Below are 24527 nucleotides of genomic sequence, written 5' to 3'. Positions count from 1 at the left end.
TTCCTTGATAATTAAAACTGATAAGAAATATTAAGATTAAAATTTACTTTGTCGGCATTGACAGACTGTGGATAGAGTAAAGGTTTAGATAATGACACATCATAACCCAACGCTTTAATACTGCCTTTCAAGCCGACTGTCGCACCCAATAACTGTTGATAATCAATCCCGTCACGTTGGTTGTTTCCTTTGAAAATAGCACCAAAGTCCGTACCCAGATACCATTCCAGGTTTGAGAATCCCGTAATAAAGTTGAGCGTATTTTGGCTATAGATACCCTTATCGCTGTAAAGCCCGGCACTATTTTCGAATCCGCGCACATTCCAACGGTCGCCTACGCTAAACTGGTCCTGCAAAGTTAATGCATCTGGAGAATACTGTGCACCTAACCGAAGTTCATAATAGGCGTCAGTCCATAACACATTAACTAACCGCGTATAATTAATATCCAGGTTCAGAACATTGCTTTGCTTACTGACATCACCGGATTGCATATCAGGCGTTTCCTCGGCACCCAACCACGGGAAAAACCGCTGATAAGACAAGGTGGTATCAAGTATCGCACCTGGCATATTTCTCTTAAAATTAATTCCTAAACGCAGGTTGGTCATATTGCGCTTTTGCAACACCAACTCAACATCTTCTAACTTATAAGCCACTTTCCTGCGCAATAGTTCAGCGCTCAGCGCTACCTTCTTATCCCGATCACGGTAAACGGTTCGTGCGGCCTTTAAACTCAAGCTCTCGCTATCGCCAATATAATTGAATCCATATGGACCAATATTAATCAGTTGCCGGGAATGGCTGTTGCTGTAAAAAATCTCATAATCCCAATAACCATAAGGTATAGAGTAATATGAACTGATGCTGTTATATCGCCCCGATTTACGATCCGCATTTGTGGTGCCTGACAACCAGAACACATCATTCATTTTACTGAGGTTGTAAAGATAACCTGCACCACCGAGTAAATATTTTCCTGTTGCCTTATCACCCCAGTTATTTATCCAGGTTCGTGCGTTCCAGTTTATCAAGCGCCCGGTGCTCATCACCACATTACTGTAACCTGCCTTACTACCGGGTTCGATATTGATTTCGATGTTCAACCCAGGAACTTTCTGTAGAACTTCAACACCCTGTTCGATGTCCCTGACATTAAGGATTTCCCCCGATGTAAATGGTAATATCCATTTTCTGATATCGTTATCTTTTATCAGGATGTTTTCAATCCTTCCGGGCACCACATCGACGACTAACTTCCTGGTTGCCAGATCCTGACTGGGAATCTGTATACGCGTAGTCACATAGCCCGCGTTAATATAATAATCCTGCAATGTATTTGCCAGCGTCTCAATCCCTGCTGTTCCCAGGCAACGCCCTGCAATCTGCGATATTATTTTTTTTATGTTGGCATCATCGAGAAAATCATTATTTATAATTAAAGCATCCAGTTCTACACAGTTTTCCTCCGCAGGAAAATCTATACTTTTGATGTCAGAACCTTCCACTTTTGAATAAACGTCTTTTTTACCAGTTTATTCTCCTGACGGGTGCTATTTTCAAGATCTTGCTGCGTTTTGACCAGGCGATTTAAATCTACTTCTGCTGCCACCTGCTCGCTCACGCCCAAAATAAGAGACGTCAGTAATGGTCTGAGGGTATTTTTCATAACATTTCTGTCGGGATAGAAGCAGCATTTCTGCTGCTTCTATCCGGCTTAATGATTACAGCCCTACGACTTTCCCACTGTTAATAAGAGTGTCTGTTTCCAGTTCCAGTCCCTGACGACCACCCATGACTGCTGAATTGCCTTCATTATAAACGCGTTTACCTGTAATGCTGGCATGGCCTTCACTAAACATATTGCCGGAGTTATAAACCGTATCGGTAGCGCCAACCGTTAGTTTTGACCCAGCCACCATGTCTTTAAAGTTGTAAACGGCGGATTTAGCGTAAACCTGGGTTTCGTTATCTGAATAAATGGTATTCCTGTTGTACAACACACCCGCAGTGTTAACGCTGACTTTCTGCTTACCGGTGATCCAACCGTAATTGGTAAAATTATTGGCTACATTCAACGTCAGTGCGCCATCCGCAGCAATGATACCGGTTGCATCATTATCGATGATGCTACCGCTGCTGGCTAAAGACAGACTACGGGTATCGATAGATAAATCGCCTGTTGAATGGATGGTCGAGTAATTGCTGCTCAGACTTCCAGCTTTAATACTTGATGCACCCGCGCCAATCAGCATACTGCGGTCATTATACAGCGCACCGGTTATCGCCAGTGTCAGAGGGGCATGCTGCGCAATAATACGGCTGTTGTTATTGTTTAAAGTATTGGCAGTGATTTCTACACCACCATTACCGATCATCCCACCTTTCTGATTTGGCATGCCAAAATAGAGGCCCCAGACGTCACCAAAATTGTTGCCGTTCTGATTGGCAACAGTGCCACCCGCGTTTATGGTCAGTTTCTTTTGCGCCACGATAAGTGAAGTATCATTGTTCACATCATGAACCGCATCCAGACTGATATTCTGTCCCAACAGCAAGCCGCCACTGTTATTCACATGCCGTGCCCGGATATTCACATCACCATATTCAGATGAAATGATACCAATGTGGTTAGTAACATCGCCGGTCAAATCAATATCAACCCCTGTCTGACCAACAATGCTGGATTGTGCATTGGTAAGAGAAGCCGCCTTAATTGACACATTTTTCTTAGTCGCAATCTTACCATTAACATTGTTAACATTAGACTTAGTCAGGAAACCAATATCCCCTGCTGATGCAATCTGACCATTACTGTTATTAAGGGCAGCAACCGAAATCTGAATACCCCCATCACCCGCAATAATCCCCAGTGAATCTGAGCTTGCGGCATCCGCAGATTTGGTGCCACTGTTAGTGAGTGTGCCCTTTGAGGCATCAATTTTGACATGGCCGTTCGCACCACGAATCAAACCCGACGTGTTATTTACCGAGCCGCTGGTAGAAATATCCACATCGCTGTATGACTCAATCATACCGTTATTATTACTAAGATTGGATGATTCGGAACCGACGTAAAAGCCTTTAATTTGGCCATTGTTGTTATTTAATGTACCGGTTTGCAATACGACAACACCCGCTTCGATCCCAACGCTATTACCTTTACCATAGTTGGTCAGGGTCGCATTATTGGTGTTCATTGCCAGGGTTCCAGCCGCCGCGACCTTACCATTAACATTGTTAAACTCACCGCTACTGATATATACATCAGCACCAGACATAATATTGCCCGCCCGGCTGTTGTTAATCCCGTTTTTATTGGTATCTATCGATATCGTTTTATCACTGACGATTTTACCGGTAACATTTTCAAGCGCACCTTTGGTTTTTACCGCGATGGCTCCCGTTGATTTAATCTGAGCTGAGTTGTTGATCAGACGGCCATTCGTATCAATCTGAATGCCGCCACTCCCCGCAGCCAGCACACCTGCGTTACGCACACCGATGCCATTTTCGGTGCTGATTAAGTTAATCTTATTGGCGTACATACCACCAAGTTTAGCGACATCAATACCATAACTATTTCTTCCACCGCTGGCATTCACTGTGCCCGTCACCTTATTTGACGTATCGATGTAGTTATTACCCGCAATCAATGTGAGTTCCTGGCCTGATGCATTAATATCACCATTAACTACGATGGAACGCGCCAGTATCGCCGTTGGCGAATCACTGGTTAAACCGTTTGTCGTAATAAGACCACCATTGACAGAGTATCCGTGTAATTCGCCATTATTAAGGTCTGCTTTGCCGGTTGTCATGGTGACTTTATCGGTATTGATAAAACCGCAGCTATCACAACTAATGCCATTTGGGTTAGCAATGATCAGATGGGCTTTATCTCCGGCAACTTCCATCTGGCCATTCAGATTACTTTTATTCTTTGATGTGACTTCATTCAGAATGACTTTGGCTGTTCCTGAGGCTAAGTTGCTGTTCCCGGCAATCTGACCTGCCAGAGAAGTGTTGGCACCATTCTGGCTATTGTTGAAAATCAAACCTTCTTTGCCAACATTCAACTTGTCATAAATGTTATGCGATATGCCATTGCCGTTAGCCCCATTGATATTGACTACCGGCACCCCATTAGCCATGTTGATGTTACCATTGGGCATGCTGAGGTCGGCAGCATTCACCATAACTGGCAGGGCCAGCAAAATCGCTGAGGCCAATGGGCTGAACTTCATTAAGCCTGTCTGAATCTTCATTTTTACCTACTGTATAAGTGAGTGTGACTATTAACGTCAAAAAGGTGTGTGCCTGCGGATTGCTCATATTATTGAGCAAGCAAAAACATGCCTCTGAAATTAATTATCAGATTACATCCTGGTGTTGTAAGAGTATTACTAAATTTTCACTGGCATTCAGCCAAGGGGTTTATCCTATTCTCTATCAAGATTTATATGCTTTATGGTTTATTACTTACAAAGTTACCCGGTCGTGGCGTTACTTTTCATCTTTTAAAAAAGAATGTCAAGCGAAGGGTAACTGAAAATTTCAAGATGTAAAATAAGTATATGACGCAACGGGAACTTATTTAAAAACATAACTTATTCGTTGCAATTTCAGATATTGCGAGGCAATTGAGATTATTACCACTTCCTTTAAGAAAACCTTTACCCATTTAGCTCTGGATTAAACCGTTACACAACACGTTAATGAAAAAAGCTCCTTCACGAACAACAACATCACTGGCATTGATAAGATAAAAACAGTCCACTATCTTAGTATCTACTTTAAATAATCTTAAAACTCTTTATCGGCTGAAAATTAAGTTCTGGAATGGAAAGAGAAAAGAACTCTTCCTGCCTGATCTGGACCGCTGAGATGATGATATTTACCGTTATTAATTAGCACATAAGAAACATATAAGTAACACTGCCTTTTGCCACATTCGCTCACCCTTGGTGCATTTAGCTTTTCGTGCTAATTTTACGTGTTTTATTCGTAAGAATCATCGTGGCAAACACTTAAAACCAGGACATATTCTTATTTTCCTGACTGCCCTATAACTTTAGATATGTCATTATCCTGTGGAAAACAATACGTATCCCTTCCCTCATCTTTATTACATCATCCATCTCCATTAGGATTTTATCCAGTGAATGAACTTTTCGTTATCATACTTCTGTCTTGCTGTATTTTTTCATGATTTGTATCATGCCCCCTGGTTAGACTTCACAATGGAAATGAAACAGGGATTGTTGATTCCAATGCAAAATGAACAGAATAAAAACCTCAAGGATGATGGTGAGGTGATAACGATCTCCGAATGGCTGTTGGAAATGCAGAATTCATCTGGCATTAAATACAGCATTTGGCCTGACAGAAATTATTATCTACGCGTTGGAATTCAGGCTGCGTTGCTCGATAAACAACATAATCATCTGAATTTCAATTTCATCTTTGTTGATTTTTCACACTACAACATCAAACTGTTTTCTGATCCGCACTGGATCTCCCACTTAGTCAAAAGCGGAAGTGGATTGATATTGTTATCTGATTACAGAATGGATAATCTCGCGTCCTGGTGGTGGAAGAACAACCAGCGCATTGCCACCGTGATCTACTCCAGTGATTGCAAACAGACCATCACAAAAAAAATTAAAGATGTTCTCATTGGCCGGTGGGGTAACGGTGTCAAACCTGGCAGTCTGACAACCCTGGAGGTCGAAGTCTTGAATCTGCTGTCGCGGGAATACACCCTGAAGGATATCGCCGACTCGTTGGGAATCGACAGGAAAAAGCTTTATAACATCCGATTTTCTTTGCAGAGAAAATTGAACGGTGAAATCAACAAACTTTTTCTGTTTTAAGGCTGCCTGACTTCAAAATGACACCGCCCCAAAAGGGGCGGGTTTTTACTTCTCGCGATTTTGTAACTCGAGAATATTCTTCTCCAGCCGGGCAATCAGCGTCACCATCTGGTTTACCTCTTCCAGGCTGATACCGCTAAGAATGTCATCACGGGTCGCATCAATCACATTCTCGACCTGCTCGATGATAGGCTCAGCCTGCCGGGTTAGCTTGATGCGCTTTGCACGGCGGTCATTTGCACAGGTTGAACGGGTGATTAATCCCTTTTCTTCCAGTTGATCGAGCGTGCGTACCAGAGAGGGTTGCTCAATACCAATAGCTTTCGCCAGCTGAATCTGCGACTGCTCTGGCGGGAGTTGATGAATATTATGCAACGTCACCCAATGTGTTTGCGTCAACTCAAGCGGCTTCAGACGCTGATCGATCAAGGCACGCCAGATGCGCACCAGTCGAGACAGATCTGTTCCGAGTGTCGTATCCATTTCATCTCCTTATAATTAGCTTGCTAGCTATCAAGCCAGATTTTACACTATTCTGCGAGTTTACAGGACAAAAAACAAATCCCAGGCCAGCTGACACACGCACTCATCTACGCTTCATTGAGAGAATCTGGGTTTACTAAGGATGATGACAAGTGTCTGTTTTCCCCCTGACCGCTAACGCGCCACTCACTGACCTGGTCTTTGGTGCATCTCTGTTCTTCCCACCGCTGTTCAAAGCGGTACTGCTGGGTTTCTTTTTCTGGCTACTGATCCATCCGTTGCTGCGTGGCTGGATGTATTCCGGTGATATCTGGCATCCCACATTAATGGATCTTTCCTTGTTTGTGCTGTGCGTCAGCGCCGCACTCTGGTTACTGAGCCTCGGATAAATCACCATGAAATTCAATCCCTTTAAATATTTTTCCACACTGGTGGTGTTTGCCCTGGCTTTATTGGCGGGCTGGTGGATGTGGAATTACTACATGCAATCGCCCTGGACGCGTGATGGCAAGGTCCGTGCCGAACTGGTTGATATCACCCCCCAGGTTTCTGGCCGCATTGTTGCGCTGGCGGTGCGAGATAATCAGTTTGTACACAAAGGCGATACGTTGCTGACGCTCGACCCGGTACCCTGGCAGATCGCCCTGGATAATGCTGAGGCACAGCTGGCAAAAGCACAGTCGGATGAGCAGAAAGCCCAGCATGAATTGAACCGGCGCAGCAATCTGCCCCGTAATGTGATTTCAGCGGAGGATCTTGATGCGGCGCATCTGACCGCTAATGCTGCCGCAGCGAGTACCAAAGCAGCCCAGGCGACACTCGACCAGGCACGCTGGAATCTGCAACAGACCAAAATCAGCGCCCCCACGGAGGGTTGGATCAGTAATCTGACGCTGCGTCCAGGTAATTACGCCACAGCGGGCACACCGTTGTTCTCACTGGTGGACAGTCATTCATGGTATGTGATGGGGTATTTCGAAGAAACCAAACTGCGTCACATCCAGCCCGGTGCCCTCGCGAATATTGTGCTGTACAGCAACGGTCAACGCCTGCAAGGCAGAGTGGAAAGCATCGGGCGGGCGATTTACGACCAGAGTGTCGACAGTGACAGCGGCCTGGTGCCGGATATCAAACCCAATGTCCCCTGGGTGCGGCTGGCACAACGGGTTCCGGTGCGTATTCATCTGGATGCCATTCCACAGGATATCCCGCTGGTGGCGGGCACCACCTGTACCATTTCGATTGTGCGCTGAGGCCACGGATGAATTTACAGTGGTTGGCGTGGCGCAATCTGCCGTGGATCAAAGCCACCCAGGGTGAATGGCGCTATGCCTTGCGCAATGCAATCGCCATGTGCCTGGCGCTAACGGTGGCCTACGCCTTGCAACTGGATCAGCCTTACTGGGCCATGACTTCCGCAGCCGTGGTCAGTTTTCCTACCGTCGGGGGTGCCATCAGCAAAAGTCTGGGACGTATCGTCGGCAGTTTGCTGGGTGCCACTGCCGCATTACTGATTGCCGGGCACACGCTGAATGAACCCTGGCTGTTTGCCTTTTTTATGGCAGGCTGGCTGGCGTTATGTACCTGGATTGCCAACCACTATCAAAACAATGTGGCCTATGCTTTTTCGCTTGCTGGTTATACCGCAGCGATTATTGCCTTCAGCAGCGTCAATATCACCGATATCAGCGAGTTATGGACCATTACCCAGGCACGCGTTTGTGAAGTGATTTCCGGTATTTTATGTGCCGGATTAATGATGATGGTTCTGCCCAGTACTTCAGATGGGCATGCGCTGATGAAGTCGCTGCGCCAGATGCATGCCAGATTGCTCGAACACGCCGTGCTGCTGTTGCAGCAAGGGAGCACTGACAATGTTCGTAGTGCGCATGAGACGGTGATCAGTCAGATCCTGACCATGAATCTGCTACGTATTCAGGCGTTCTGGAGTCACTATCGCTTTCGGCGGCAAAATAATGTCCTGAACTATGTGTTACATCAACAGTTGCGCCTGACCAGCGTGCTCTCCAGCCTGCGACGCATGTTACTGAACTGGCCAGAGGCACCGCAGTCGCTGTTTGATGCCATGCAAAAACTGTTGCACGAACTGGCACAGCCGGAATGTGATAAATATCAGTTGGCGTTGATTCTGCGCGGCATTACCCCGGCCGCAGCGGGCGATTACCGCCAACGCGCCTTTGTGCAGCGCCTGCGCTACTTTTGCTGGGTGTACCTTAATGTCCAGCGCTGGATCAGATTGATCGAACGAGCAGATGCGGATACCCGCTTTCAGCCCCCACGCGTTCCGTCACTGGCACGCGAAAGCGATAACGCCGAAGCAGGATGGAGCGCCCTTCGCACCTTCAGCGTGATTATGTTGGGATGTGCGTTCTGGATTGCTACGCAATGGGATTCCGGTGCAGCGGCTTTGACACTGACCGCAATCGCCTGTGTGCTTTACTCTTCCGCCCCCTCGCCAACGGGCAGCATCTCGCTGCTGCTGAAAACCCTGCTGTGGCTGTCGGTGTTTAGCTTTATGTTGCAGTTCGGCCTGATGGTCCAAATCAGCGCACTGTGGCAATTTTTGCTGGTGCTGTTCCCTTTGCTGACTACCCTTCAACTGTTCAAGTTGCAGCAGAAAACCCGCGCGGGTATGTGGGGGCAATTTATCGTGTTTATGGGATCTTTTATTGCGGTCAGCAACCCGCCAGACTGGGATTATCAGAGTTTCCTCAACGATAATCTGGCCAAAGTCTGCGGCGTGATGCTGGCATGGCTGGCCTTTCAGGTACTGCGTCCCAGTTCCGATGCCCGGCGTAGCCGTCGCCATATCCGTGCCCTGCGTCATGCCTTCCTTGATCAACTGCGACGTCATCCCCATCTGAGCGAAAGCCGTTTCGAGTCACAGATTTATCATCATATCAGCCAGTTAAGTAATAGCCGTGATGAGCAGGCACGCGTGTGGCTGCTACGCTGGGGCGTGGTGCTGCTCAATTGTTCGCATATTGTCTGGCAGTTGCGTGAGTGGCAGCCTGGCTCTCAGACGCTGGCAGCGATGCGCGACAGCAGTCTGGAGGATTTACAACGCATCATGAGTATACGGGGCGTGCGTCATATGCCCTTGCAGGCAACGCTGGATGAACTGGAGGCGATGATTGTGCAGCTTCCGGTTGAACAGGATAGCGAGGCCAACACGCTGGCCGGCATTTTGTGGCGTTTGCGTTGCTCGCTGGCACAATTGAAACAAGCGGTGCCAGGGTGATTACTGGCAATATTGCTGCTGCTGGCGATTGAAATCAGCCTGCAATTGTTGCAGGGTTTTTCGCCCTTCGAAACGGGTTTTATCCTGCTCCGACATGGGTTCAACCACCAGCGCTTTCTCCTCAGGCGAATAGATAAAGCGCCGCGTCAGTTCCGTGCCGGTAAAACTTTTGCCCTCAATCGCGCCGCATACCATCGTCAGATTGTGGTGGAAAGTCTCAGCGTGGATGAAATCCGTCTCGGTCGCACTACGCAACACCTCCTGGCAGCCTTTTTCTTCCAGCTTTTCCAGCGTTCGTTGTGTCAGCCATTCGCGCCCTCGGGCAATGTTTTCACAACTGGCACGTAATGGGTTGCGGTCAATCACACGTTGCAATTGTCGACTGGCATCGAGCCGCAATTGCGTATCATTAGGCTGGTCACAGCCGACCAGCAACGCACATAACAACATGATCCCACTGGTTTTCATTCCTGCCCCTGCGCTTTTTTCCCTGTTATGTATCATAGGCGGGAAAAATCCACGGGAACAATACAAAAATCAATGAAGAAACGTCTGGTTACGCAAATCAGGGCGGCAGGGAAATTGCCGCCACCGTGTTAAATCACACCGCAGGCAAAACGCGCGCCACCGCCACCCAGCGGCAGGGGATGATCGGCGTGATTATCGCCTCCAACATGCACCATCAATGCCTTCCCTTTGATTTCATTCAGGGATTTGATGCGCGGAGCCAATACCGGATAGTCAGCGTTGCCATTATCGGTGACGAATAATGCCGGCAGATCGCCGAGATGACCGTTGGCATAGGGGCCGAGGTGTTTACCGGTGTTGCCCGGGTCAAAATGCCCACCTGCTGCACCCGCCGCTACCGTTTTACCTCCCGACTCTCCCGGTTCACAACTGCCTTTTGCGTGGATGTGAAAACCATGCACACCCGGCGCCAGACCCGTCAGTTCGGGGGTAAACTCCAGCCCCCAGGGCGTTTCACTGAGAGTGACTTTCCCTATAGCCGCACCAATACCTTGCTCGGTAACCGTATGCAGCGTCACCTGTTCTGACGCTGCTTGCGCAACGCCGCTCGTTAACACCGCCAGAACAGCAATCAGGATTCTATTCATAACATCTCCTTATGGTTAGCTTCCCTGTAAGCCTGGACGCTTTTTGTTCTGGCTGCCGGGTTTTGACGCTTTTTTACGCTTCAGGGCACATCGTAACCCAACGCCGCCTTGCGAATGCGGAACCACTGCTGGCGATCGAGCGTAAGTTGACAGGCGGCGACCGCATCGCTGACACGGGCCGTTTTGCCGGAACCAATAATGGGCAAGGGATGACTTGGCAGTTTCATGACCCAGGCATAAACCACCTGTTCAATATTGCTGGCACCGATTTCCTGCTGTATCTGATGAAGCTCATCCCGCAGCGGCTGGTAATGCGGATCGTTAAAGAGACGACCGCCGCCAAGACACGACCAGGCCATTGGTCGCATGCGTAACTGCTGGCATTGATCCAGGGTTCCATCCAGCAAGGTCGCCTGCTCGAGAGGCGAAATTTCCAGTTGGTTCGTCGCCAGAGTAAAAGGGAGCCGCGACTGCAACAGCGTAAACTGCGTCGGTGTGAAATTGGAAACGCCAAAGTGACGTACCTTGCCGCTCTGATGTAAAGCAAGAAAGGCTTCAGCCACTTCATCCGCATCCATCAAAGGGTCAGGACGGTGAATCAACAACAGATCAAGGTAATCAGTACCGAAGTGCCGCAGCGAGTTTTCCGCACTTTGCAAAATATGCCGCGCTTCGGTGATGTAATGACCAATCTGATGTTCCGCTTTGGCACGCGTAGCGATGCCACACTTGGTGACGATTTGCAGTTTTTCGCGCAAGCCTGGCGCCAGTTTTAGTGCTTCACCAAACGTGGCTTCACAACGGTAATCACCATAAATATCAGCGTGGTCAACGGTGGTGATCCCCAGCGACAAATGGTGCTCAATAAATTGTACGCATTGCTGGGCCGTCATACCCCACTCCATTAAACGCCAGTAACCCATGATCAGCGGTGAAAACGTCGGTCCCTGCGGGGCAATCTGTTGCGGTTGTAGCATCAAGGTTCTCCCTTAAAACACAATTCCGAATGATGAATCGGCAGTATAACGGAAAGTAACCTGGTGAGACGCTCAGAACAGTGAGGGTTGTTGCGGTTCGTCAGGTTGTTCACTCTTCTGGCTACGTTGTAAGCGCAACCAACGCTGGCGGCACAAACGCAGCACATCACGTTTCTGCGCATCGCTGTATTGCATCCAGTTAAACCGCTCTTCACGACTGCGCAGGCAACCACGACAATAGCCGCGTTCATCGCTCTGGCAAATGCCGCGACAGGGACTGGGGACGGGAAAAAACTCAAGTTGCTCGGCCACTTCAACTCCGACGTCATGGGTTTGCAGCATATTGATAACAGCTTAGTGGCATTGTGCAAAGAGTAAACGCCCCTGGTCTACATTCCACGCAATTAATTATCCTTGCCCAGATTGGGTAACTCCTGTTTACCAAACAGGTCGTACCGCCGGTAACTGCATTGAGCTTTCGTTAAGGTTTTCCTCATATTTTGTCTCTACTCTGGCGCCATTCCGTTTTCTGATAGAGTTTCCATGAAATTCCCGAATAAGTTACAGTGTCACTCGACCTGGTTTAATTTTGGTGCTGCTCTCTTCTTTGCCATCGTCTTAAATGGCCTGTTTGTCTTCCGCGCCTGGCAAATTATTACCTACGATCGACTGCATGATTATCTGTTTGCCGCCAGTATCCCTGTGGTACTGATTTCGGCGTTCTACTTTATTTTTAGCCTGATCGCCTGGCCATTTATCCGTAAACCTCTGTTGATCGTACTGGTACTGACCAGTGCCGCTGCCAACTACTTTATGCATAGCTTTGGCACGGTCATTGACACCAACATGATCGAAAACGTGTTTGAGTCGAATGCACAAGAAGCCGGTGCATTAATCAGCCGAACCTGGGTGGTCTGGATGCTATTGATGGGCATTCTGCCAGTCGCCGTTATCAGCAGCATTCGTATTCAGAATGGGCAACGTTGGTGGTGGAGTTTGCTGCAACGTTTGGCGGGTGCACTTGGCGCACTGCTGATCATTTTGCTGATGGCCGTGCTGTTTTATAAAGACTATGCCTCGTTGATCCGCAACAACAAAGGCCTGGTTAAAATGATCACTCCGGCGAATATCGTTAGCGGCACCGGCCACTATGTCGATCAACGTTGGTTACAGGGTAGCCAGCAACTGGTCAAAATTGGCCAGGATGCACACAAAGGCCCGTTAATCGCAGCCGAACAGAAAAAAACCCTGGTCGTGCTGGTGGTGGGTGAAACCGGCCGTGCGGAAGACTTTTCCCTCGGCGGTTATCAACGCGACACCAACCCGCAGTTAAAACAACAGCAAGTTATTTATTATCCGCAAGCTACTTCTTGTGGCACTGAAACCGCCGTTTCCGTACCTTGCATGTTTTCCAACATGCCGCGCGAACAATACGACGCCAATCTGGCACACCATCAGGAAGGCCTACTCGATGTGCTGGCGCATGCCGGGGTGAGCGTGCTGTGGCGCGAAAACGACGGCGGATGTAAAGGTGCCTGCGACCGTGTGCCCCATACCGACATGACAATGTGGAATCTGACACAATATTGCCACGACGGTTTTTGTCTCGACGATGTGTTGCTGCATAACCTCGATAACTATACCGCCAGTCTGCACAACGACGGGATCATCGTGCTCCATCAAATGGGTAGCCACGGTCCGGCTTATTATCAGCGCTATCCCAGCCAATTCCGCCGCTTTACGCCAACCTGCGACAGCAATCAGATTCAGGATTGCGATCATCAGGCCCTGGTCAATACCTATGATAATTCGCTGCTCTACACCGACGACATGCTGAGTCGTACTATCGACAAACTGAAAGCGTTAAGTGACCGTTTCAACGTGGCGCTGGTTTATCTCTCCGATCATGGTGAATCGCTGGGTGAACACGGCATGTATCTGCACGGTGCACCCTATATGTTTGCCCCTTCACAGCAAACACATATCCCATTGTTGATGTGGATGTCACCCGGTTACGCCGCCGCGTATCATGTTAATCAGGGGTGTTTACGTCAACAGGCAGCGGAGACTCCGGTATCACAGGATAACCTGTTCCATACCCTGCTGGGCATGTTCAACATCCAGACCGGCGAATATCAACCCAGGCTGGACATGATCAGATCGTGCCAGACGCTGAGTTAAAGATTGCATTAGACTGACTGGTCTACTACTCTGCGACACATGAACAAGACTCAACAACGCAACGAAACCCGAGAACACCTGCTCGCGACTGGCGAGCAGGTTTGTCTGCAACGGGGTTTCACCGGCATGGGCCTCAGCGAGATGCTGACGCTGGCGGAAGTACCGAAAGGCTCGTTTTATCATTACTTCCGCTCAAAGGAAGCCTTTGGCGTCGCCCTGCTGGAGCGCTATTTTGTCCACCATTTGCAGATGATTGAGCGCCAGCTGAGTCAACCAGGCACAACAGCACGAGAGCGCTTCCTGCAACACTTCCGTAGCGCTGAACACGTATTTATCGAGCAGGGCCATATTATGGGTTGCCTGGGCGTGAAACTCTCTGCCGAAGTGTGCGATCTCTCTGAGCCGATGCGCGATGCACTGCAACAGGGCGCGAATGCTGTGATTGGCGCTTACGCTCGCTGCCTGCAAGACGTGGCAACAGAGCAGGCGCTGCCTTATGGTCAGAGCCCGCAACAGTTGGCGCAGCGTTGTTATTTGCTCTGGCTGGGTGCCAGCCTGCAAAGCAAAATATCACGAGAACCTGGCCCCATCAGCCTGGCGCTCGAAACCATTGAGCAGTGGCTGAATAGCCACTGATTTTAAAAACCGCAATTCCTAGACGACCGGTCTAATACAGGAGTCAACATGGCGAGTAAACAGCTGTTCTCCCCACTGAAAGTGGGTGCGATTACCGTACCTAACCGCGTTTTCATGGCCCCGCTGACGCGTCTGCGTAGCATTGAGCCAGGCGACATTCCGACTCCGCTCATGGCTGAGTATTATCAGCAACGCGCCAGCGCGGGTCTGATTATCACCGAAGCAACGCAAATTTCTTTCCAGGCGAAAGGTTATGCAGGTGCGCCGGGGCTGCATACGCAGCAGCAAATCGCCGCGTGGAAAGCAATTAACGAAGCCATTCATGGCGCAGGAGGTCACAGTGCCGTGCAGCTATGGCACACCGGCCGCATCTCTCATCATAGTGTGCAGCCAAACGGTCTGGCACCCGTCGCTCCTTCCGCCCTGGCCGCCGGTACGCGTACGTCGTTACGCCACGCTGATGGCAGCGTCTATCGTGAAGATACCTCGCTGCCGCGCGAGCTGAGCGTGGCAGAGATTAAGCAGATTGTGGCTGATTTTGGTCAGGCAGCGGCCAATGCGCGCGAAGCCGATTTTGATCTGCTGGAATTGCACTCTGCGCATGGTTATTTGATGCACCAGTTCCTCGCCCCTGATTCCAACCAACGTACTGATGAATACGGCGGTTCGATTGCGAAGCGTGGTCGGTTCGCGCTGGAAGTGGTTGATGCGGCTATTGCCAACTGGTCAGCCGACCGTATTGGTATCCGCATTTCGCCGATTGGTGCCTTCCAGAACCTGGAAAACGGTCCGGATGAAGAAGCCGCCGCGCTGTGGTACATCTCCGAACTGGGTAAACGCAAGCTGGCGTATCTGCATCTGTCAGAACCGGACTGGGCTGGCGGTCAACCCTACAGTGATGCTTTCCGCGAGAAAGTTCGTGCCCTGTTCCCTGGGGTGATCATTGGTGCCGGTGCCTATAGCGTTGAAAAAGCAGATGACCTGATTCAGCGTGGTCTGATCGATGCCGTCGCGTTTGGCCGCGATTTTATCGCCAACCCGGACCTGGTTGCGCGCCTGCAACACGATGCGCCGCTTAACCCACAACGCCCGGAAAGTTTCTACGGCGGTGGTGCGGAAGGCTATACCGACTACCCTACTCTGTAAAATCTCCCCGCTGCCGCCCCAATGTGCGGCAGCGCTGTTTTTTCGTAGCGTTAACTCGCTATACTTAGCTTTTGTGCTTTTTAAAAGAGGATGTTATGCGTTTACTTCACACTATGTTACGCGTTGGCGATCTGGAACGTTCAATCGAGTTTTATACCCAGGTGCTGGGTATGCGTCTGCTGCGCAAGAGCGAGAACACGGAATACAAATACACGCTGGCGTTTGTCGGTTACACCGAAGAGAGCGAAGGTGCGGTGATTGAACTGACCTACAACTGGGGCGTAGATAGCTATGACCTTGGTAACGCCTACGGTCATATTGCGCTGGGTGTTGATGATGTTGCTGCCACCTGTGACCAAATCCGTCATGCCGGTGGCAAAGTGACGCGTGAAGCCGGTCCGGTTAAAGGCGGCACCACGGTTATTGCGTTTGTTGAAGATCCCGATGGTTATAAAATCGAGCTGATCGAAAACAAACATGCCGGACACGGCATCGGCAACTAACCTGTTGCCGGGTCAGCCTGTACTTTTACCGGCTGACCCACCTCTCCTGCTGCACCCTCCCGCGATTTTTGCCATAATGCGCGCTGCCCCATTTATTGCTATGAGATCCTGATGTCTGAATCGAACGCCTTAAACGCTCTCCATCAACGCTTTCGCGGCTTTTATCCCGTGGTGATCGACGTCGAAACTGCCGGTTTTAATGCCAAAACCGATGCCCTGTTAGAAATTGCCGCCACCACTCTGAAGATGGATGATGACGGCTGGCTGCATTGTGATGAGACGCTTCATTTCAACGTTGAACCTTTTGAAGGCGCGATTCTTAACCCGGAAGCACTGGCATTTACCGGGATTGATCCCAGCAACCCGTTGCGTGGTGCAGTGAGCGAGTATGATGCGCTGCATGCCATTTTTAAGATGGTGCGCAAAGGGATGAAAGACAGTCATTGTAATCGTGCGATTATCGTGGCGCACAATGCCACCTTTGATCACAACTTCCTGATGGCTGCTGCGGAACGCGTGAGTCTGAAGCGTAATCCATTCCATCCGTTTGCCACTTTCGACACCGCGGCATTAAGTGGATTGGTATTGGGTCAGACGGTGCTGGCAAAAGCCTGTAAAGCGGCAGGGATGGATTTTGATAGCACCCAGGCGCATTCCGCCCTGTACGATACCGAACAAACCGCCATCCTGTTTTGCGAGTTGGTGAACCGTTGGAAACGTCTGGGGGGCTGGCCACTGGCGTTCAGTGATGAACTGTCGGAAGAAGACTCCGCCGAGTGACCAAAAGAAAGGCCGACGACTGTCGGCCTTAACGCTTATTCTGCTTCTTTATACTTCTCAGCAGTTTCTTTAATCAGCGGCTGAAGTTCACCACGCTGGAACATCTCGACGATGATGTCGCAACCACCGACCAGCTCGCCATCAACCCACAACTGTGGGAAAGTCGGCCAGTTGGCATATTTTGGCAACTCGGCACGAATATCCGGGTTTTGCAGGATATCAACATACGCGAAGCGCTCACCACAGGCAGACAGAGCCTGTACCGCTTGTGCAGAGAAACCGCAGCTTGGCAGTTTCGGCGAACCTTTCATGTACAGCAGGATCGGGTTTTCTGCGATCTGGCGCTGGATTTTCTCAACAGTACTCATTTTTGCCTTCCTTAATTCCTCACTTCGTGTTTGTTTATTGTAGCGATTTCACCCCCGCACTAAAACGGGATTTTGCGGTTCAGGCACATCAATCGCCATGTTTGTTAAGTTCCGGTGCCATAAATAACATTTTCATATCATGAATAAGCATGAACCGATTAATAATTAGCAATATATCTGCTGGGTTAACCAGCTGAAATCGCTCATTTTTGCCCCATATCAACTCTGCTAACACATTAATAGAAAAATGCCTTACCTTTTAGAAAAAAACTGGATTAGAATCATCTCGGTGCTGATCGTTGATCAGATTTTTCTAACATAGCTGCGGGCTGTTTCTTCAGACTGCTTAACCTGTACCGGACTATGCGTTTACTCATTACGCTTTTTATGCTGGCTTTCGCCCAACTGTTTTTTAATGTGGCTTCTGCGTCACCGCATGCGCCCATCAATGCCAGTTTGCATAACGCTGAGAAAAAAAGTGCGCGCGAAGATGAGCGTCGCAAGCGACGTCCGGTAAAAACCAGCACCAAAAAATCCCGTCTTGCTACCAGTGTTCAGAAGCTAAAGCTGAAAAAACAGCCGAAAATGGAAACGGCGCTGCATAAAACCCGCAGCAAGAAAGCCCTGCTGAAATCACCGTCAAAAAAATATGGTCACCAACGTCTGGCGAAGAGAAGCGCGAAGCAGGACGATGACCGCGATTTGACCACCATCAAGATGAGCAATTCTCACCGTCAGCGCTATCAGAAAGCACGCGAAACCGCGATGAACAAGCTGATGGGGCAGATTGGTAAACCATACCAATGGGGTGGCACTTCACCGCATACCGGTTTCGATTGCAGCGGTCTGGTGTGGTACGCCTATAAAGACCTGGTTAAATATAAATTCCCGCGCACCGCCAACGAAATGTATCACCTGCGGGATGCGGCACCGATTAAGCGCGATATGCTGGAGAAAGGGGATTTGGTGTTCTTCCGCATCAATAATCGCGGCACTGCCGATCATGTGGGTGTTTATCTTGGCAATGGCAAATTTATCCAGTCGCCTCGTACCGGTAAAGATATTCAAATCAGTGCATTGGGTGAGGATTACTGGCTGAAACACTACGTCGGGGCACGCCGTATGATGACCCCCAAAACCATCCGCTAAAAAAACGCCCGATACCCGATAAAACAACAAGCCGGACCCTGATTTTCAGGTCCGGCTTTTTTATTAATGAAGGATCGCGGTGAAGCTGAACACGATAATCATTAGTAGCGCGCCCACAGTGGTAAACAGCGCCAGTTTCAGGTCTGTACTCATCACAACTCCTTAGTCACAATAAATGAAGGGTTATCGTAATTTTCTCACAGCCTCCGGCAAAAATCTCGTCTTATCCGCGCCAGCTTGCTAGAATCGCCGCCTTTCGTTGCGCAACAGATTTTGCGCACGCTGTGTTTGCGGCAAGTTAAAGTGTTATTGACCAGGTGTTAATGTCTTTTTCTTCGCCATTCGCCCCGAAAATCGGGGCGCAAAACCATTAGCAGACGCAAACGTTTAACAATATACTTATCAGTTAGTTGCGATAAGCCCGGGAGTACCATTTTCATGGCAACAATTAAAGATGTGGCGAAACGCGCCGGTGTCTCCACCACCACGGTTTCGCATGTCATCAACAAGACGCGTTTTGTCGCGGAAGAGACGCGTAACGCCGTATGGGAAGCGATCAAAGAGCTGCATTACTCGCCCAGCGCCGTGGCGCGCAGCCTGAAAGTCAACCACACCAAAACGCTGGGGTTGCTGGCCACCTCCAGTGAAGCCCCCTATTTCGCCGAGATTATCGAGGCGGTGGAAAACCACTGTTTCGATCGCGGCTACACGCTGATCCTGGGCAATGCGCATAACGACCTGCAAAAACAGCGCGCATATCTGTCGATGATGGCGCAGAAGCGTGTCGATGGCCTGTTGGTGATGTGTTCTGAATACCCCGACGACCTGCTGACCATGCTGGAAGAGAACCGTAATATCCCGATGGTGGTGATGGACTGGGGCGCATCGCGTGGCGATTTTACCGATACGGTGCAGGACAATGCGTTTCAGGGCGGCTATCTCGCCGGGCGTTACCTGATTGAACGCGGTCATCGCGACATTGGTGCCATCCCCGGACAAATGGAGCGCAACACCGGCGGTGGCCGCCATGCCGGTTTCATGCAGGCGCTGAATGAGGCAGGCATCACCGTGCGGCCCGAGTGGATTGTGCAGGGCGATTTTGAACCGGAATCCGGTTATCAGGCGATGCAGCAGATCCTCAATCAGAAGCAACGCCCGACTGCCGTGTTCTGCGGTGGCGATATCATGGCGATGGGCGCGATCTGTGCTGCGGATGAAATGGGCCTGCGGGTCCCGCAGGATATCTCCGTGATCGGCTATGACAACGTGCGCAACGCGCGTTATTTCACGCCGGCGCTGACCACTGTTCATCAACCTAAAGCTCAGTTAGGCGAAAAAGCGTTGGAAATGCTGCTGGATCGTATCACCAGCAAACGTGAAGAACCGCAAACCATTGAAGTTCAACCAACGCTGATTGAACGCCGTTCAGTCGCTGACGGCCCGTTCCGCGACTACCGCCGCTAAGTTTCCGTTTCGCTCAACCATTCATGGTTGAGCGTTTCGGCATCGCCGAGATAACTCAGCAACCAACCCAGAGCCGGCGAATTACGTTGTTCCGACCAACTGACACAGCATGGGCTATCCGGGAACGGCGTGGGTAACGGTAACTCGGTTAATGCTCCGCTATCCAGCAATGGCCGGGCTAAATGGCCCGGCACCATCCCTACGCAGAGTCCCGCCAGCAGGCAGTCGACGCCGGTTTCCCATTCCGGCACCACCAGACGGCGTTGATTATCCAACGTCCAGGTCATGCGCCGCGGCAACGCCCGCGAAGTGTCTTCCAGCACCAGAGAAGGCCAGGCCCGCAACGTCTCGTCATCCAACAAGGTACTTTTTGCCAACGGATGATCGGGGCTGACTACACAGCGCCAGTTTAACGCGCCCATATCCTGAAAGGCGAAACGCCCACCGACCGGAATCGCCTGAGTGGCCCCAATCGCTACGTCGACCCGCCCATCGGCCAGTGCATCCCAGACACCATTAAACACTTCATAACTGATAATCAACTCCATGTCGGGAAAGTGGCGGTAGAAATCCTTCACCAGTTGTCGGGTGCGATGAGGTTTAACGATGCAATCCACCGCGATACTCAGCTGACCACGCCAGCCATTTGCCAACTGCTGGCACTGCCGCCGCGTCGCCAGCATTTTTTTGATAACACTTCGCCCTTCCCGGACAAAATGCTCCCCGGCCGCCGTCAGCACCACTTCCCGATGCTGACGTTCGAACAACGGCACCGCCAACCAGGTTTCGAGCTGCCGTACCGTGTAGCTGATGGCAGAAGGCACCCGATGTAACTCTTGTGCTGCCGCACTAAAACTACCGCTGCGGGCCACCGCATCTACCACTTCAAGCGCATATTCAGACCACATATTTTTGCCTGCAAATTTTTTGATAGCACCGCGCAAATATTAGCGTTTCACAAAACCTGGCGCACGCTTTTACACTCCTCCGCGTTTACCTGTCTAAAGAGAATTACCATGTTGTCATCAAAAGGATTTCTGCCTTATCTTGCTTTACTCAGCATGCTGGGCTTTCTTGCTACGGATATGTACCTGCCGGCATTCGGTGCCATGCAGCAGGATTTTGCTACCGCCCCCGGTACCATCAGCGCCAGTCTGAGTCTGTTCCTTGGTGGTTTTGCCTGTGCGCAGGTCTTCTGGGGACCGCTGTCGGATCGCTTCGGACGTAAACCGGTTCTGCTGGCGGGATTAGCGATTTTTGCCCTGGGTTGTCTGGGCATGTTGTGGGTGACCGACGTCCGTTTGATGCTGGCGCTGCGCTTTGTGCAGGCGCTGGGTGTTTGCGCTGCCGCCGTTAGCTGGCAGGCGCTGGTGGTGGATCGTTATCCGCAAAACCAGGCCAACAAAGTTTTTGCAACCATTATGCCGCTGGTCGCCTTGTCTCCGGCGCTCGCCCCGTTACTCGGTGCCTGGCTGATGGGCCATTTTCACTGGCGTAGTATCTTTCTGCTGCTGACACTGATAACCCTGGTGTTGCTTATCGGCACCCTGCGTCTGGCGAATCCCGTACGATCCGACACCACGCGAGCGCCGCAGCCTGGCTGGCTGACGCTGCTGGCATCGCGTACTTATAGCGGCAACGTATTGATCTACTCTGCCTGTTCCGCCAGCTTTTTTGCCTGGTTGACCGGCTCACCCTTTATCCTCGCCGATGCCGGTTTATCACCGGCAGATATTGGCCTGAGTTATGTGCCGCAAACTATCGCCTTCCTGATCGGTGGATTTGGCTGCCGCGCGCTGCTGAATCGTTTTCAGGGGAAACAACTACTGCCGTGGTTACTGATGATCTACAGCCTGAGCATTCTTAGCCTGTTTGCGGTTGCGCAGCTTTCCACCCCCGCGCTGTGGGCATTGCTGTTGCCGTTCTGTGGTATGGCGCTGGCAAATGGTGCTATCTATCCGATTGTGGTCGCCAGTGCCCTGCTGCCCTTCCCCCAGGCAACAGGCAAAGCCGCTTCATTGCAAAATTTGCTACAACTCGGATTATGTTTTGTCGCCAGCCTGGTCGTTTCCGCTGGATTACAACAAGCGCTGCATAGCACCAGCCTCGTGATGCTCGCTACCGTTGCACTCGCCTGGGCCGGTTTCGGTTGGCAACGTACAGCAAACGCACAAAGTGATGTTGCTCACAACTCCTTAGCCTGCGAAGATAATCACTGACGCAACAACTTTAGTTAGCATCCTAACGATAAGTCGTTGAATATTGACCCACGTAAGCATATACTGCGTGGGTCAGCAATTCTGTAACAAATCAATAACATAAATGTATTACTATTAAGCGACTCTGTCGCTGGGATGGCGTCTGCACGATATTCTCGCCTGTGTTGTGCCAGACATTTCTATTCAGATTCATACCTCTGTAAAACGTCGGATATCTGGCGCACGGATTTTCCGTGAGTTCTCTCACAAGCCTGGAGAAATTGACTATTCTTTTCTCAGGTTGAAATCGGAAAGGTGATGGAGAAGCTATGAGTTCATCGTGTATAGAAGAAGTGAGCCTTGAAGAAAACCACTGGTTTCGTATCGCCCATGAATTACTGGAACGGGCTGATATTGCCATTAATGGCACTCGCCCCTGGGATATTCAGGTTAAGCATCCGGATTTTTTTAAACGGGTCCTGCAAGAAGGTTCATTGGGCTTAGGTGAAAGCTATATGGACGGTTGGTGGGACTGTGAAAATCTCGACATGTTTTTCCACCGCGTACTGAAGCACCACCTGGATCAACAATTACCGCATCATTTTAAAGACACGTTGCGTATCGCAGCCGCGCGTCTGACCAATTTACAATCGAAAAAACGCGCCTGGATTGTCGGTAAAGAGCATTACGATCTTGGAAACGACCTGTTTTCTCTGATGCTTGACCCCTTTATGCAGTACTCCTGTGGTTACTGGAAAGAGGCCGAGACGCTGGAACAGGCGCAACAAGACAAACTCGATATGATTTGCCGCAAGCTGCAACTGAAACCCGGCATGACATTGCTTGATATTGGTTGTGGTTGGGGTGGACTGGCAGAGTTTGCCGCACGCAATTATGGCGTGAAAGTGCATGGTGTCACCATTTCGGCAGAGCAACAGAAGATGGCACAGGAGCGTTGTGCCGGTCTGGACGTCACCATTCTGTTGCAGGATTATCGCGACCTGAATCTGCAAGTTGACCGTATCGTTTCGGTCGGCATGTTCGAACATGTCGGTCCCAAAAATTACGCGACCTATTTTGAGGTGGCCGACCGTAATTTGAAGCCGGACGGTATTTTCCTGCTGCATACCATTGGTGCGATTAAAACCGATATGAATGTTGACCCCTGGATCGACAAATATATCTTCCCGAATGGTTGCCTGCCCTCCGTACGCCAGATTGCTAATGCCAGTGAGTCACATTTTGTGATGGAAGACTGGCACAATTTCGGCGCGGATTATGACACCACGCTAATGGCCTGGCATGCGCGTTTTTTTGACGCCTGGCCGCAGCTGGCAGAAAAATACGGTGATCGTTTTAAACGCATGTTCAGCTATTATCTCAATGCCTGCGCCGGTGCATTCCGCGCGCGTGATATCCAGCTGTGGCAAGTGGTTTTCAGCCGTGGAGCTGAGGGCGGCCTGCGCGTCGCGCGTTAACCTCCCGTTTGTAGCGGCGTGATTTATCACGCGCTTTTAATACCGCGCGATAAATCGCGCCGCTACGAATGCCAGGTTATTCGCTCTCGTCAGACTGCTGCTGCGCCAGAGCGGCTGCTTCACGTTGTGCCAACACGCGCTCAACGGTTTCGACAATGGCCTGGGTATGCGGATCAATCTCGATATTCACCTTGTGACCTAACTTCTTCGCGCCAAGCGTGGTGCGCTCCAGCGTTTCCGGGATCAGGTGTACACAGAATTTACTCCTGGTCACATCACCCACCGTCAGGCTGATACCATCAATACCGACAAACCCTTTATGCAGAATATATTTCATCTGCGATGGGTCCTGTAATTTAAACCACACCTCACGGTTGTTTTCTGACTGAATAATTTTGCAGATTTCTGCGGTGGTCATAATATGGCCGGACATTAAATGACCGCCAATTTCGTCACTGAATTTTGCAGCGCGCTCAATATTCACCACATCACCCACCTGCAATTCGCCCAGGTTGGTAATCCGTAAGGTTTCTTTGATTAAGTCAAAGCTGACCTGGTCACCGTCAATCGCTGTCACCGTCAGGCAGCAGCCGTTATTCGCCACTGATGCGCCCAGTGCCAGCCCCGGCAATAACTCTTCCGGCAGTTTCACGACATGGGTGCGAAACAACTCTTTTTCTTCGATTGCAACAATCTCTGCCGTACCTTGTACAATTCCAGTAAACATAATCTCAGCCTCTGCGAAGTTTGCGCTAGTTTATCACAGCTGCCCCGTTCGGGTTTAATTTGGCGGTGCGTGAAATTTACACAATCGTTTTAACAAAATGCGAACAAAGTTTGGCTAAGCGTCAACAGACCGGTAGACTAGGCCGCGCATTCTTTGGGGATTTCTCCCCGTTCTCTTCTTATTA

At 50.1% G+C, this 24527-nt stretch carries 25 protein-coding genes; 13 read left to right on the top strand and 12 right to left on the bottom strand.

What is annotated here, in order from left to right; all coding sequences use genetic code 11:
* Nucleotides 1–11: 11 nt before the first annotated feature.
* From AC6I8R_RS08755 to AC6I8R_RS08745, 3 genes are read right to left on the bottom strand one after another with little or no spacing between them, the layout of a single operon-like run.
* Entirely contained in the window at nt 12–1508 is a 1497-nt protein-coding gene (locus tag AC6I8R_RS08755) for a ShlB/FhaC/HecB family hemolysin secretion/activation protein (RefSeq protein ID WP_497832121.1), read from the bottom strand.
* The gene (locus AC6I8R_RS08750) at nt 1481–1669 is read right to left on the bottom strand and encodes a hypothetical protein (protein WP_497832120.1); all 189 of its coding nucleotides are present in this window, start codon (nt 1667–1669) and stop codon (nt 1481–1483) included. The genes AC6I8R_RS08755 and AC6I8R_RS08750 overlap by 28 nt, the downstream gene beginning before the upstream one ends.
* A gap of 55 nt (nt 1670–1724) precedes the next feature.
* Complete coding sequence (locus AC6I8R_RS08745) at nt 1725–4268, bottom strand: two-partner secretion domain-containing protein (protein WP_497832119.1); 2544 nt, start codon at nt 4266–4268, stop codon at nt 1725–1727.
* 975 nt (nt 4269–5243) lie between these two features.
* Between AC6I8R_RS08745 and AC6I8R_RS08740 the strand changes: the two genes are divergently transcribed.
* Nucleotides 5244–5876 (top strand): response regulator transcription factor, encoded by a 633-nt coding sequence (locus AC6I8R_RS08740; RefSeq protein WP_021185230.1) that lies wholly within the window; start codon nt 5244–5246, stop codon nt 5874–5876.
* Between the two features lie 45 nt (nt 5877–5921).
* Here the strand turns inward: AC6I8R_RS08740 and slyA are convergent, their stop codons facing one another.
* Nucleotides 5922–6359, bottom strand: a complete 438-nt coding sequence (gene slyA, locus AC6I8R_RS08735; protein ID WP_021185231.1) for a transcriptional regulator SlyA — start codon at nt 6357–6359, stop codon at nt 5922–5924.
* A 152-nt stretch (nt 6360–6511) separates the two neighbouring features.
* On the opposite strand from slyA, the gene AC6I8R_RS08730 reads away from it, so the two are divergent.
* The 3 genes from AC6I8R_RS08730 to AC6I8R_RS08720 are packed head-to-tail and all read left to right on the top strand — an operon-like array spanning nt 6512 to nt 9621.
* Complete coding sequence (locus tag AC6I8R_RS08730) at nt 6512–6748, top strand: DUF1656 domain-containing protein (protein WP_021185232.1); 237 nt, start codon at nt 6512–6514, stop codon at nt 6746–6748.
* Nucleotides 6749–6754: 6 nt separating this feature from the next.
* Nucleotides 6755–7612, top strand: coding sequence for an efflux RND transporter periplasmic adaptor subunit (locus tag AC6I8R_RS08725; protein ID WP_021185233.1), 858 nt, complete (start codon nt 6755–6757; stop codon nt 7610–7612).
* Nucleotides 7613–7620: 8 nt separating this feature from the next.
* Nucleotides 7621–9621, top strand: coding sequence for an FUSC family protein (locus AC6I8R_RS08720; protein WP_497832118.1), 2001 nt, complete (start codon nt 7621–7623; stop codon nt 9619–9621).
* Here the strand turns inward: AC6I8R_RS08720 and AC6I8R_RS08715 are convergent, their stop codons facing one another.
* The 4 genes from AC6I8R_RS08715 to AC6I8R_RS08700 all read right to left on the bottom strand — a co-directional run bounded on the left by AC6I8R_RS08715 (nt 9622) and on the right by AC6I8R_RS08700 (nt 12055).
* Nucleotides 9622–10089, bottom strand: coding sequence for a hypothetical protein (locus AC6I8R_RS08715; protein ID WP_036626931.1), 468 nt, complete (start codon nt 10087–10089; stop codon nt 9622–9624).
* Nucleotides 10090–10217: 128 nt separating this feature from the next.
* Nucleotides 10218–10736 (bottom strand): superoxide dismutase [Cu-Zn] SodC, encoded by a 519-nt coding sequence (sodC, locus tag AC6I8R_RS08710; RefSeq protein ID WP_415175734.1) that lies wholly within the window; start codon nt 10734–10736, stop codon nt 10218–10220.
* A gap of 80 nt (nt 10737–10816) precedes the next feature.
* A complete protein-coding gene (locus AC6I8R_RS08705; RefSeq protein WP_497832117.1) occupies nt 10817–11713 on the bottom strand; it encodes an aldo/keto reductase in 897 nt (298 codons plus the stop codon).
* A gap of 72 nt (nt 11714–11785) precedes the next feature.
* Nucleotides 11786–12055, bottom strand: coding sequence for a DUF1289 domain-containing protein (locus tag AC6I8R_RS08700; protein WP_021185238.1), 270 nt, complete (start codon nt 12053–12055; stop codon nt 11786–11788).
* Nucleotides 12056–12256: 201 nt separating this feature from the next.
* Here AC6I8R_RS08700 and eptA point away from each other — a divergent pair, with 201 nt between their 5' ends.
* The 5 genes from eptA (at nt 12257) to rnt (ending at nt 16959) form a co-directional block, all read left to right on the top strand.
* Nucleotides 12257–13894, top strand: a complete 1638-nt coding sequence (eptA, locus tag AC6I8R_RS08695; RefSeq protein ID WP_415175733.1) for a phosphoethanolamine transferase EptA — start codon at nt 12257–12259, stop codon at nt 13892–13894.
* A gap of 39 nt (nt 13895–13933) precedes the next feature.
* Nucleotides 13934–14530 (top strand): TetR/AcrR family transcriptional regulator, encoded by a 597-nt coding sequence (locus AC6I8R_RS08690; RefSeq protein WP_021185240.1) that lies wholly within the window; start codon nt 13934–13936, stop codon nt 14528–14530.
* Between the two features lie 48 nt (nt 14531–14578).
* On the top strand, nt 14579–15676 hold the full coding sequence (locus tag AC6I8R_RS08685) for an alkene reductase (protein WP_415175731.1): 1098 nt from the start codon (nt 14579–14581) through the stop codon (nt 15674–15676).
* 95 nt (nt 15677–15771) lie between these two features.
* Nucleotides 15772–16179 carry a lactoylglutathione lyase gene (gene gloA / locus AC6I8R_RS08680; protein WP_021185242.1) on the top strand — a complete coding sequence of 136 codons (408 nt, stop codon included), beginning with the start codon at nt 15772–15774 and terminating at the stop codon, nt 16177–16179.
* Nucleotides 16180–16290: 111 nt separating this feature from the next.
* Entirely contained in the window at nt 16291–16959 is a 669-nt protein-coding gene (gene rnt, locus AC6I8R_RS08675) for a ribonuclease T (RefSeq protein ID WP_021185243.1), read from the top strand.
* Between the two features lie 35 nt (nt 16960–16994).
* On the opposite strand, the gene AC6I8R_RS08670 is transcribed toward rnt, so the two are convergent.
* Nucleotides 16995–17327: a Grx4 family monothiol glutaredoxin gene (locus tag AC6I8R_RS08670; RefSeq protein ID WP_021185244.1), complete on the bottom strand. Its 333-nt coding sequence runs from the start codon at nt 17325–17327 to the stop codon at nt 16995–16997.
* Nucleotides 17328–17690: 363 nt separating this feature from the next.
* On the opposite strand from AC6I8R_RS08670, the gene AC6I8R_RS08665 reads away from it, so the two are divergent.
* Nucleotides 17691–18476, top strand: coding sequence for a C40 family peptidase (locus tag AC6I8R_RS08665; RefSeq protein ID WP_021185245.1), 786 nt, complete (start codon nt 17691–17693; stop codon nt 18474–18476).
* Nucleotides 18477–18539: 63 nt separating this feature from the next.
* Here the strand turns inward: AC6I8R_RS08665 and cydH are convergent, their stop codons facing one another.
* Entirely contained in the window at nt 18540–18629 is a 90-nt protein-coding gene (gene cydH / locus AC6I8R_RS08660; RefSeq protein WP_150105780.1) for a cytochrome bd-I oxidase subunit CydH, read from the bottom strand.
* Between the two features lie 285 nt (nt 18630–18914).
* Here cydH and purR point away from each other — a divergent pair, with 285 nt between their 5' ends.
* Nucleotides 18915–19940, top strand: coding sequence for an HTH-type transcriptional repressor PurR (purR, locus tag AC6I8R_RS08655; RefSeq protein WP_021185246.1), 1026 nt, complete (start codon nt 18915–18917; stop codon nt 19938–19940).
* On the opposite strand, the gene punR is transcribed toward purR, so the two are convergent.
* Nucleotides 19937–20848 carry a DNA-binding transcriptional activator PunR gene (punR, locus tag AC6I8R_RS08650; RefSeq protein WP_415175729.1) on the bottom strand — a complete coding sequence of 304 codons (912 nt, stop codon included), beginning with the start codon at nt 20846–20848 and terminating at the stop codon, nt 19937–19939. The two genes, purR and punR, sit on opposite strands and share 4 nt — an antisense overlap.
* Before the next feature lie 108 nt (nt 20849–20956).
* Between punR and punC the strand changes: the two genes are divergently transcribed.
* Together punC and cfa are read left to right on the top strand one after the other, a co-directional pair.
* Nucleotides 20957–22159, top strand: a complete 1203-nt coding sequence (gene punC, locus AC6I8R_RS08645) for a purine nucleoside transporter PunC (RefSeq protein ID WP_415175728.1) — start codon at nt 20957–20959, stop codon at nt 22157–22159.
* 308 nt (nt 22160–22467) lie between these two features.
* The gene (gene cfa / locus AC6I8R_RS08640; RefSeq protein ID WP_415175727.1) at nt 22468–23616 is read left to right on the top strand and encodes a cyclopropane fatty acyl phospholipid synthase; all 1149 of its coding nucleotides are present in this window, start codon (nt 22468–22470) and stop codon (nt 23614–23616) included.
* A gap of 76 nt (nt 23617–23692) precedes the next feature.
* Here the strand turns inward: cfa and AC6I8R_RS08635 are convergent, their stop codons facing one another.
* Nucleotides 23693–24343, bottom strand: a complete 651-nt coding sequence (locus AC6I8R_RS08635) for a riboflavin synthase subunit alpha (RefSeq protein ID WP_415175726.1) — start codon at nt 24341–24343, stop codon at nt 23693–23695.
* Nucleotides 24344–24527: the final 184 nt, after the last annotated feature.

Source organism: Pantoea sp. X-Soil-OKNW-713, from assembly GCF_059730685.1.
The sequence above is the reverse complement of the archived record's forward strand: the minus strand, read 5'-3'. Positions and strand labels throughout refer to the sequence as shown.

Bases quoted from the DNA above. Each gene is read 5' to 3' on its own strand.
- AC6I8R_RS08750 (WP_497832120.1), bottom strand. From the start codon at position 1,669: ATGAAAAATACCCTCAGACCATTACTGACGTCTCTTATTTTGGGCGTG.
- AC6I8R_RS08745 (WP_497832119.1), bottom strand. From the start codon at position 4,268: ATGAAGATTCAGACAGGCTTAATGAAGTTCAGCCCATTGGCCTCAGCG.
- AC6I8R_RS08740 (WP_021185230.1), top strand. From the start codon at position 5,244: ATGGAAATGAAACAGGGATTGTTGATTCCAATGCAAAATGAACAGAAT.
- slyA (WP_021185231.1), bottom strand. From the start codon at position 6,359: ATGGATACGACACTCGGAACAGATCTGTCTCGACTGGTGCGCATCTGG.
- AC6I8R_RS08725 (WP_021185233.1), top strand. From the start codon at position 6,755: ATGAAATTCAATCCCTTTAAATATTTTTCCACACTGGTGGTGTTTGCC.
- AC6I8R_RS08720 (WP_497832118.1), top strand. From the start codon at position 7,621: ATGAATTTACAGTGGTTGGCGTGGCGCAATCTGCCGTGGATCAAAGCC.
- AC6I8R_RS08715 (WP_036626931.1), bottom strand. From the start codon at position 10,089: ATGAAAACCAGTGGGATCATGTTGTTATGTGCGTTGCTGGTCGGCTGT.
- sodC (WP_415175734.1), bottom strand. From the start codon at position 10,736: ATGAATAGAATCCTGATTGCTGTTCTGGCGGTGTTAACGAGCGGCGTT.
- AC6I8R_RS08705 (WP_497832117.1), bottom strand. From the start codon at position 11,713: ATGCTACAACCGCAACAGATTGCCCCGCAGGGACCGACGTTTTCACCG.
- AC6I8R_RS08700 (WP_021185238.1), bottom strand. From the start codon at position 12,055: ATGCTGCAAACCCATGACGTCGGAGTTGAAGTGGCCGAGCAACTTGAG.
- eptA (WP_415175733.1), top strand. From the start codon at position 12,257: ATGAAATTCCCGAATAAGTTACAGTGTCACTCGACCTGGTTTAATTTT.
- AC6I8R_RS08690 (WP_021185240.1), top strand. From the start codon at position 13,934: ATGAACAAGACTCAACAACGCAACGAAACCCGAGAACACCTGCTCGCG.
- AC6I8R_RS08685 (WP_415175731.1), top strand. From the start codon at position 14,579: ATGGCGAGTAAACAGCTGTTCTCCCCACTGAAAGTGGGTGCGATTACC.
- gloA (WP_021185242.1), top strand. From the start codon at position 15,772: ATGCGTTTACTTCACACTATGTTACGCGTTGGCGATCTGGAACGTTCA.
- rnt (WP_021185243.1), top strand. From the start codon at position 16,291: ATGTCTGAATCGAACGCCTTAAACGCTCTCCATCAACGCTTTCGCGGC.
- AC6I8R_RS08670 (WP_021185244.1), bottom strand. From the start codon at position 17,327: ATGAGTACTGTTGAGAAAATCCAGCGCCAGATCGCAGAAAACCCGATC.
- AC6I8R_RS08665 (WP_021185245.1), top strand. From the start codon at position 17,691: ATGCGTTTACTCATTACGCTTTTTATGCTGGCTTTCGCCCAACTGTTT.
- cydH (WP_150105780.1), bottom strand. From the start codon at position 18,629: ATGAGTACAGACCTGAAACTGGCGCTGTTTACCACTGTGGGCGCGCTA.
- purR (WP_021185246.1), top strand. From the start codon at position 18,915: ATGGCAACAATTAAAGATGTGGCGAAACGCGCCGGTGTCTCCACCACC.
- punR (WP_415175729.1), bottom strand. From the start codon at position 20,848: ATGTGGTCTGAATATGCGCTTGAAGTGGTAGATGCGGTGGCCCGCAGC.
- punC (WP_415175728.1), top strand. From the start codon at position 20,957: ATGTTGTCATCAAAAGGATTTCTGCCTTATCTTGCTTTACTCAGCATG.
- cfa (WP_415175727.1), top strand. From the start codon at position 22,468: ATGAGTTCATCGTGTATAGAAGAAGTGAGCCTTGAAGAAAACCACTGG.
- AC6I8R_RS08635 (WP_415175726.1), bottom strand. From the start codon at position 24,343: ATGTTTACTGGAATTGTACAAGGTACGGCAGAGATTGTTGCAATCGAA.